Annotated in this window: 6 protein-coding genes; 5 read left to right on the top strand and 1 reads right to left on the bottom strand. The window is 39.0% G+C overall.

Annotated elements, in window-relative coordinates; translation table 11 throughout:
- The first annotated feature begins 64 nt into the window (after positions 1 to 64).
- The 5 genes from A9Z07_RS15825 to A9Z07_RS15805 all read left to right on the top strand — a co-directional run bounded on the left by A9Z07_RS15825 (position 65) and on the right by A9Z07_RS15805 (position 6,385).
- On the top strand, positions 65 to 583 hold the full coding sequence (locus A9Z07_RS15825) for a fimbrial protein (RefSeq protein WP_069579804.1): 519 nt from the start codon (positions 65 to 67) through the stop codon (positions 581 to 583).
- An 84-nt stretch (positions 584 to 667) separates the two neighbouring features.
- Entirely contained in the window at positions 668 to 1,426 is a 759-nt protein-coding gene (locus A9Z07_RS15820) for a molecular chaperone (RefSeq protein ID WP_069579803.1), read from the top strand.
- A 20-nt stretch (positions 1,427 to 1,446) separates the two neighbouring features.
- Positions 1,447 to 4,068 (top strand): fimbria/pilus outer membrane usher protein, encoded by a 2,622-nt coding sequence (locus tag A9Z07_RS15815; protein ID WP_069579802.1) that lies wholly within the window; start codon positions 1,447 to 1,449, stop codon positions 4,066 to 4,068.
- A gap of 2 nt (positions 4,069 to 4,070) precedes the next feature.
- On the top strand, positions 4,071 to 5,642 hold the full coding sequence (locus A9Z07_RS15810; RefSeq protein ID WP_227516946.1) for a fimbrial protein: 1,572 nt from the start codon (positions 4,071 to 4,073) through the stop codon (positions 5,640 to 5,642).
- On the top strand, positions 5,639 to 6,385 hold the full coding sequence (locus A9Z07_RS15805) for a molecular chaperone (RefSeq protein ID WP_069579800.1): 747 nt from the start codon (positions 5,639 to 5,641) through the stop codon (positions 6,383 to 6,385). Before A9Z07_RS15810 ends, A9Z07_RS15805 begins: the two co-directional genes overlap by 4 nt.
- Before the next feature lie 12 nt (positions 6,386 to 6,397).
- Here A9Z07_RS15805 and A9Z07_RS15800 read toward each other — a convergent pair whose 3' ends face one another.
- Positions 6,398 to 7,423 carry an AraC family transcriptional regulator gene (locus A9Z07_RS15800; RefSeq protein ID WP_069579799.1) on the bottom strand — a complete coding sequence of 342 codons (1,026 nt, stop codon included), beginning with the start codon at positions 7,421 to 7,423 and terminating at the stop codon, positions 6,398 to 6,400.
- Between the last annotated feature and the right edge of the window lie 166 nt (positions 7,424 to 7,589).

Below are 7,589 nucleotides of genomic sequence, written 5' to 3'. Positions count from 1 at the left end.
GGATCTAAGCACATAATATATTCTTTTTATTCATTAATTTTAATTATTTTTGAAGGAAGTTGTTATGAAAATTAAGTTTTTAACAATGGCTTTAATTACATTGGGGACAGCAAACTTAACTGTAGCAGCAGAGACAATTACGTTTGTAGGAACGATTGAGGCGAACACTTGTACTGTTGATGTTGGCGGAACAGCGAGTCCTACAGTAACGTTACCTACAGTAGGAACAGGTGATCTAAATGCTTCTGGTGATACTGCTGGAGCAACATCTTTTACCGTAAATCTTTCAGGTTGTAGCGCGATTGCTGATGACGTGGCAGTGCGTTTTGCTGCGCATAATCCTGAAGGTACTAATTTAGGCGTTAATGCTTCAAGTACAGCATCGAATGTTGCTGTGCAGCTACTGAATGGTAATGCTGGAGGAAACCCAATTGTATTTAGTGGGGGTATTGGTGTTTCTGAACAAACAACAACTTCAGGGGGTACAGCAACTGTTCCATTAACAGCTCAATATTATGCAACTGGCGCTACGACTGCGGGAAGTGTCACAGCGGTTGCGGATTATGAAGTCGTTTATCCATAACTAAAAAAATCCAGACATATGCGTACGGACAGTTAGTCATATGTCAGGTCCTTTCTTTGATCCTTTAATTGAAGGTGTGGACTAATGTCTGAGCATTTTTATATTTTATTTCGACATTTTTTTTCAGTATTTTTTGTCTTGGGGCTATCGATTCATTCCTGTTTTGCAAATGTGATCATGACAGGTACGCGGGTTATTTTTGATGCGGAGAGTAAAGAAAAAACGCTTCAATTTAGTAATAAAAGTGAAATCCCATATCTGGTTCAGGTCTGGCTTGATCAAGGTAATGATAACTCTACACCTGAAAGCGCAGATGCACCTTTCTTAGTGAGTCCTCAAGCTTTTCGTGTCAATGCCCATCAGGGACAAATGGCGCGTTTGGTTTATTTACCTGAAGATGTTTTACCTCAAGATCGTGAATCAATTTTTTATTTAAACTTTAAACAAACGCCAGCATTATCAAAAGATTTAATTAATGAAAATAAACTGGTTCTGATCGTCAAAAATCGTTTGAAAGTCTTTTATCGACCTAAAAACTTGCCAGATAAAATCGAGGATGTTGCCCGTAATCTTCGTTTCCAATTATTAAATGATGCCAAGGGAAGCTGGTTACAAATAGACAATCCAAGTAGCTATTATGCGAATTTGACCCAAGCCAGCGTCAAGATAGGAACACACATCATACAAGCCCAATCTGTTCAAATGATTGAACCGAAGTCTAAGGGAAAATGGTTACTGGAAAAAAGACTTCCTGCCCATCAGTTGGCGAGTGTCAGTGTCCGAATGGTAAATGACTATGGTGCAACGGATCCCTATGATATTTCACCACAAATATCTCGTTAGAGTTGATGAAGGGATATTTGATGAAAAAGTATCAATTTTGGACAAGCAACTCAAATTATTTTGTTTGTTTTTTATCGGCATTTTTATTATATGCACCTTTGGCACAAGCGTCTGAAATTGAAAACTCGCATGATTTAAATGACTATCAATTTGCTCCTGGTTTATTTAAGGGAAATGCATTAAGCCGGAACATGATTGAGCGCTTTAACGAAGCAGAGAAGGTTGAGGCTGGAACTTATAAAGTTGATCTGTATGTCAATAACCGTTTTATTGAGCGCCGTGCGATTGAATTCAGACCTTTGAAAGAAAATACGCAGGGCGTGGAACCTTGCTTCATACCTGATTTATTAGAAAATGCGGGCATTGTTGGAAGTTGGGATTATCGTCAGCAACAAGAACATCGCAAAAAAAATGTGAGTGCGGGAACACAAGAGATATATCAGGAATGTTTGCCTCTTAAAGCTGTGGCGCCTGAAAGTACCGTGTATTTTGATTTTTCTTTACTCCGCTTAAATCTCACTGTCCCGCAAAGCTTAATGAAAAATATGCCAAGAGGATATGTAAAACCAAGCGAGTTGAACGCTGGGGAAAGTATTGGTTTTATTAACTATACTGGAAATTATTATTATACAAATACCAAGAATATATATGGCAAGCATCTTGATCGGGATTCGGGTTTCTTAAATCTAAGTGGCGGAATAAATTTGGGGAAATGGCAGTATCGTCAGCAATCCAGTTTAAGTATTGATAATGAACATGATCGTGAATGGAACCATTTACGTAGCTATGTACAAAGACCAATTGATCAGTTGCATTCCCAACTTTCTCTCGGGCAGCTAAATAGCTCTGGACGTTTCTTTTCTGGCTTGACATTCCAAGGTTTAAGTCTGGCAACAGATGAACGAATGAGACCTAGCTCATTACGTGGTTACGCGCCTGTGATTCGGGGAACAGCCCAAAGTAATGCCAAGGTTTCAATACGACAAGACAATAAAGAAATTTATCAAATCACAGTTGCACCGGGGCCTTTTGAAATTAAGGATCTATATCCCACCAGTTATAGCGGAAATCTGACTGTTGTAGTCACTGAGGCAGATGGTAGCACCCATAGTAATAAAGTTCCTTATGCCGCCGTTCCACTTTCTTTGCGTGAAGGTACATCCAATTATAATTTTATTGTTGGACGAACAGACTTGGCGAATACAAAAGACGTGGGCTTTGCTGACCTGACTTATGAATATGGTTTAAATAATTTAATGACATTAAATGGGGGATTGCGTGTTGCCAGTGGATATCAGGCAGGCGCATTGGGTGGAGTATTTGGGGGTTCATATGGTGCTTTTGGTTCAAATATTACTTATTCGCGAGCAAAACTACCGAATATGGAGACTCATCAATATCTAGATGGCTGGATGGCAAATCTCAATTACAGTAAAACCTTTCAACCTACGGATACGGTGATTTCGATTGCTGGTTATCGCTATTCCACTTCAGGTTTCCGCGATTTAAATGATGTGCAGGGTATTCGTAATGCATGGGAAAATAAGGATAGCTGGAGTTCATATGGCTATTTGCAACGTTCCCGTTTTCAGGTCGGTTTAAGCCAAAGCTTTGGAGACTATGGTTCGTTTTATCTTTCTGGCTCAACACAGGATTATCGTGACGGTCGTGAAAGAGATACCTTATATCAGGCGGGCTATATGAAAACTTTTGGTATTGTCAGCTTGAATGTGAACTATACCCGACAGCGTACGCATACTTTAACGGGTAAAACCATCAAAGAAGAACGCTTTGATAATTTTGGGGGAATTAGCATTAGTATGCCGCTAGGGCGTGAACGTTCAGCAAGTACACCGCAATTAAATACAAATTATAACCGCAGCAATAACAGTGATAACCACCAAATTGGAATTACAGGGGCTTTAGATAAAGATTATAGCCTGAGCTACAGTCTGGGGGCGACATTGACAGACTGGGGCGAGCAAAAAGCCTATACGGCTGGTTTATATAAGCGATTGCCAGTCATGCAGGTCGGACTGAATACTGCAATCAGTGATGACTATAGACAAGCTTCAATCAATTTTAGTGGCGCTTTGGCTGCCCATTCTGGGGGAATTACATTGGGGCCTTATCTGGGTGATACCTTTGCTTTAATTGAAGCAAAAGGGGCAAAGGGAGCCAGTATTGTGAGTTCGCCTTACAGTAAAGTTGATCGTTTTGGTTATGCCCTAATTCCAAGTATTAATCCTTACCATTACAACACCATTGCGCTTGATCCTCATGGAATGGCTGAAAATATTGAACTAGAAGGTGGGGAGCAGCGAGTTGCACCTTATGCCGGCGCAGCGGTAAAACTCAATTTTAAAACACGTTATGGATATAGCGTGTTACTTCAGACCAAAACCGCCACAGGGGAAAATGTACCTATGGGGGCAGATGTTCTTGATGAGCAGGACAATCTTATTGGCATGGTAGGGCAGTCTGGACAAGTTTATTTTCGCGCAGAGCAACCACAAGGTAGGCTGATATTGAAATGGGGAGCGTTAGAGAATCAACAATGCCGTTTGAATTATCAACTTGATGATGAGCAGTTAAAACAACCATTGATCAAACAGCGTGCTCAATGCGAGATGGTATTTTAAAGATGAAAAAGCAAATTATAAATTTTATTTTATTGATGTTGATTGTGGGGGGGAGTCGTATAGGTTGGGCTGCTTGCCAACAGGTTGACTGGCAAAGTGGTGCCTACTATACGGGCTATTCGAATACACGGCCTATCACCCAGACAGAAGATGGTCACGCTGCAAAGATTCGTATTGGCAATATTCATTTGATGGATATTGCGATTCAACCTGCTGGTAGTGTATTGGCTCAAGCGGCGGTTCCTCCAACGGAATATAAAATTCGAAATGCTCATGCGGAAAGTCTGTTATGGGCATGCTCCCCAGATACAGATATGAGCAAAATTCGATTTCTAACTTCGGTCAATGGAGATGATCGAGTTGGCGGTTACTTTAAGGTGAATCCCGATGATGCTGGCGGACAAGAAAATGTTTTTTACACCTGGTTTAAAGGCGTTGGTATCCGTCAAATTATGAATGGTGAGGCTCTTGCACCCCAGTGGACTGAACTGCCTATAGCATTTGAAACAGCTGATTTGAATACTCCTTCGGGTGCAGCAAAAGATAAATGCCAAGCGGGCTGGCATTGTATCCGTTTAAAGCATGTGCCTGTTTTACAGTTTGAACTGATTCGAGTAAATGGTCAGCCTCCTTATATTAGTGCTGCCAATGCTTATTGTAATCTTACGACGATGCCTTCTAATGCGAGTGGAAATGATCGGGGAATGGGGCAATCTGGAAATTACAATTGTGCCCAGCCTTCTTCTTATATTACTTTGGGCCATACAGGCACTGCACATTCTGGAGGAAGTGAAATTGGAGATGAATATGTAAGCTTCCCACACGATACCGTAGGTGTAACCCATAGTACGGATATTTCAACCTATCGGTTTTGGGGAGCGGATAATGGATTTGGATACACATTATATGATGCGGTTCACCTGATAAATGATGGTGTAGCTTGCAAAGTCAATAATGTTAGCCCTTATGTAAATTTTGGCACCACTACCATCAATGAGTTAAATAACGGAAATCATGTTAGTCAAGATTTTGAAGTCCTGGTGGATTGTCATAATCATGTTGAAACGACTTCAAAGTCTGGCGTGAGTACAGGACAAGTCGCGATCACCATTCAGGCATCTCATGGGGCTTATGAGGCAGCAAAGAACTTTTCGCCTGCCTTGGTGAATTCCAATAACGGGGTAACTGCATTGTTGTCAGATGATTATCTGAGTAACCCTACACGGGCAAAAAATGCTGGTATTTATATTAAATATCAGGGAACAGATGATTATTTGACTTTATTAGGACAACCGGGCGCAACTGGTACTTTACCTGATTCTAACCGTGATATTTATAACAGGACTTGTGGTCCCGATAATAATCAGCTTTGTTACCCATCAGTCACCTACCCGCAAGGGAATACAGCGGGCTGGTATCCTGTACTAGATCATGCTCAATCGATGAGTACTGCTGGAGACTATACGACCTATCGTATTCCTCTTACTGCTGATCTAAAACGGATTGATGGTGCAGAACCCGTTACAAGTGGAACAATTTACTCTACAGCTTATGTGGTCGTGAAAATACAATGAGATCTTTAGCTTTTATCTTCAGTATTTTCTTATTTTTTATCAGTACAGACGCGACAGCTGGGTTGGCGACGTCTTCCAGCCGAATTATTTACGAAGAAAGTACTCGAGAAAAAACCTTAATCATCGCAAACATAAATGATTATCCAATTGTGGTACAAGCATGGTTTGATGATGGAAGTGGTAATCCAGAATATGAAAAAAGTCCTTTTGTAATCTTACCTGCTGTCTTTCGTATGCAGCCAGCAGGCATTCAATCATTAAGAGTTTTTTACAATGGCGCGGCGTTACCATCCAATAAAGAATCAGTTGTGTGGCTAAACTTATATGAAATCCCTGGCGTAAAAAAAGAAGGGGCTGACGCGCATGCCAAACTTGATTTTGCGATGAATACACAACTTAAGGTTTTTTATAGACCGAAGGGACTTCAGAAAATGAAGTTGCAGGATCTTGTAAAAAAACTAAAGTTCTCTATCGAAAGGCAGGATGAAAAAGCTGTATTAGTGTGTGAAAATTCTTCTGCTTATCACTTGTCTTTTGCTCGAATAAGCTTGGTTTATCAGGGTGAAAAAACGAATATCATTCAGGAAATGGATATGATGAGTAGTCCATTGAGTAAAAGAAGATATATGCTTGAAAGTTCCATCGATGGTTTTGAATATATTGATTTTTCATTAATTGGCGATGATGGTCATATATATCATGGTAAAGTTGATCGAAATGGAGTTGTTATAGACGGATTTTAATGTAACCAAAAATTAGGAAGTTTTTGAGAGGTTTTTATTTTCCTCTCTCCATTTTAGTGGTGTTAATCCACTCCAGCTTTTAAAAGCTCTTTGAAATACACTTTGTTCTGAATATCCAAGTAAATAAGTAATTTGATTGATATTTAATGTGCTATCAAGCAAGTGTTTTTTTGCAAGGTCAAAGCGGACATCTGCGAGTAGTGAATTAAAGCTATAACCATATTCTGATAGTCTTTCCCTAAGCTTTTTAGGCGAAATACTCATTTGTTCAGCAATAATTTCAAGACTGATTTTTTTATTTCTAATATTTGTGGTTATACATAATCTGATTTTGTTTTCAAATTCATTATAAGTGCCTAGTTTATCTACGAGAAGGTCAGCATGTGTCTTTAATATCTGATAAAGATAAGGATCTGGTTGAGATAAGGGGATATTTTCCAAATTTTCTAGTGAAATAACGATAGATGTCGTTGGAGAGTTGAAGTTGACTGGACAACCAAAGTACTGCCGATAATACTCAATATTTTTAGGAGGTTCATATAGAAAGTTAATACACTTGAGCGGTGCTTGATAAGGCGCAATTGAACGTTTGACAATGTTAATGAGTAGTGCAATAGCGCATTCATCAACGATTAATCCCGGCTGGCCCAAATGGTCATCCCATGAAAATTCTATTTCGGCATTTTTAACCTGAAAATATAAAAAATTAAGGTCATACGCTAAACGGATATATTTAATAAAATCTGGAATCGCATCAAGTAACGTCGGTTTTGAGAAAACCATATACGAAATAATGCCTGCGTAAGAAGGTTTAATAAAATCTGCAATCTTTAAACCAAGTGCATTTATTTTATTTTGATCTTGAACCTTATTTAAGATGTTGCACCATATATTAAATGGGATTCTATCCTCTAAATGATACAGGTTGCACTCAGAAGGAATATTTAGCTGGTGGAATTCGCAATAATCGATGATCATTAATGAAAGCGATGCACATACAGAACCCCTGTTTAAAAAATCTTTATTATTTCTGTTCATGGTTTGGAGATTAAAATGATTGCATTTACATTTTAATGTGAGTGTTTTTTGTTATCAATAGTATATTTTTTGTATATTGTTTTTTGGGGTTGTAAATGTGATTAAGTTTGCTTTTTAATGGTTCTAAGTTAATATTTTTTGAATTACTGGCATATATTGTTTAGAT

The organism is Acinetobacter sp. YK3 (genome assembly GCF_001729365.1).
Lineage (GTDB): Bacteria > Pseudomonadota > Gammaproteobacteria > Pseudomonadales > Moraxellaceae > Acinetobacter > Acinetobacter vivianii.
This window is presented reverse-complemented; position numbering and strand designations above follow the sequence as displayed.